This is a genomic window from Secundilactobacillus silagei JCM 19001 (assembly GCF_002217945.1).
Classification (GTDB): domain Bacteria; phylum Bacillota; class Bacilli; order Lactobacillales; family Lactobacillaceae; genus Secundilactobacillus; species Secundilactobacillus silagei.
This window is the reverse complement of the sequence record NZ_BCMG01000027.1, coordinates 1-1,238: the sequence shown is the minus strand read 5'-3', so window position 1 is coordinate 1,238 and position 1,238 is coordinate 1. Positions and strand designations below refer to the sequence as shown.

The following is a 1,238-nucleotide window of genomic DNA, read 5'->3' as shown; positions in this document are numbered from 1 at the left end:
CTCGTGTAGCCATAGCCGGATCGTTTAAGGACTTTGATTCGATTATTCGTCCCTTCCAAAGGACCATTGGAGTAATCTTTGTGCTTCAAGGTGTTTTCAATGTAGTCAGGATGCTCACGAATATAAGTTAAGCACGTCTCAAAGGTTTCAGGTGCACCAACGGAATCGGCCAAGGCATTGCGTAATTCTTCGACATCATGTGTCCTGACGGCCCCACACAAACGCTGTGCGTAGGCGTAGACTTGTGCCAATTCAGGACTTAAGCTCAGTAAATTATCAATAACGTCAACTTCGGTAGTGAAGTATTTAAACTGGGAAAAGCGGTGAAAGTTCTTATAATCCAGTTTTGCGGCCGGTTTGAGTAATAATTTCCAATATTTTTTGAGGGCTTTATATTCGCGCGATGATGTCGCAAATTGTTTCATCACTTCAATACGGGTCTTATTTAAGCCACGTTGAATGGCATTGATGATGTGAAATCGGTCAATGATCACAATCGCATTGGGAAAGATTTCTTCCGTCAATTGTGGATAGGTATAGTTCATGTCTGTCACTAGGAAACGAACTTGATTCCGGACTTCAAGGTCATAACGTTTAAAATAACGCGTCAAAGCTGGTAAGGTTCGGACGTCAAGAATGTCTCGAAGCAGCTGGTGGTCACCGTCCATCAGAACACAGCTCATCGAACCTTGGGCATCCTTGGTACTCTTGATTTCATCGATGTGGAGAGCAGCTGGAAGATGGTGATAGTCCGTTTTAAAATCGGATGAAAAACGATTCAACACTCGCGAAACGAAGTTTGGCGAGGTGTTCAGTTCTTGTGCAATATGTTTCATTGAGACGGATTCGTTTAGCTTCGATAAACAAGCCTGATGCGTGTTGTAAGATATTGAGCAGTTACGCTTAACGATACTTGTGTGAGCCAAAAAATGTCCACGACATGCGTGACACTCATAGTATTGTTTACGTAAATGCATGACGACAGCCCATTCACCCGTTTTTGGTAAGCGAACATGAACCGTTCGCCAGCCATATTTAATAATCGAGTGTTGATTCAACACGCCACATTCTGAACAGGCCTTAGGGACATAGGTTAGGTGAGCCTTAACCTGAATTGCCTGGTCATCACGGACAACCTCATCAATAAAAACATTTTTATCTTCAATATTGAGCAGAACTTTAGTAGAATCAGACATGGGATATCGCCGCTTTCTTATATTATCTTGAAACTTGGTCGT

At 42.6% G+C, this 1,238-nt stretch carries 1 protein-coding gene; it reads right to left on the bottom strand.

What is annotated here, in order from left to right; genetic code table 11:
- The coding region (locus CES79_RS12370; protein WP_143456352.1) for an ISL3 family transposase at window positions 1-1,196 on the bottom strand (1,196 nt) is incomplete at its 3' end.
- Window positions 1,197-1,238 lie beyond the last annotated feature (42 nt).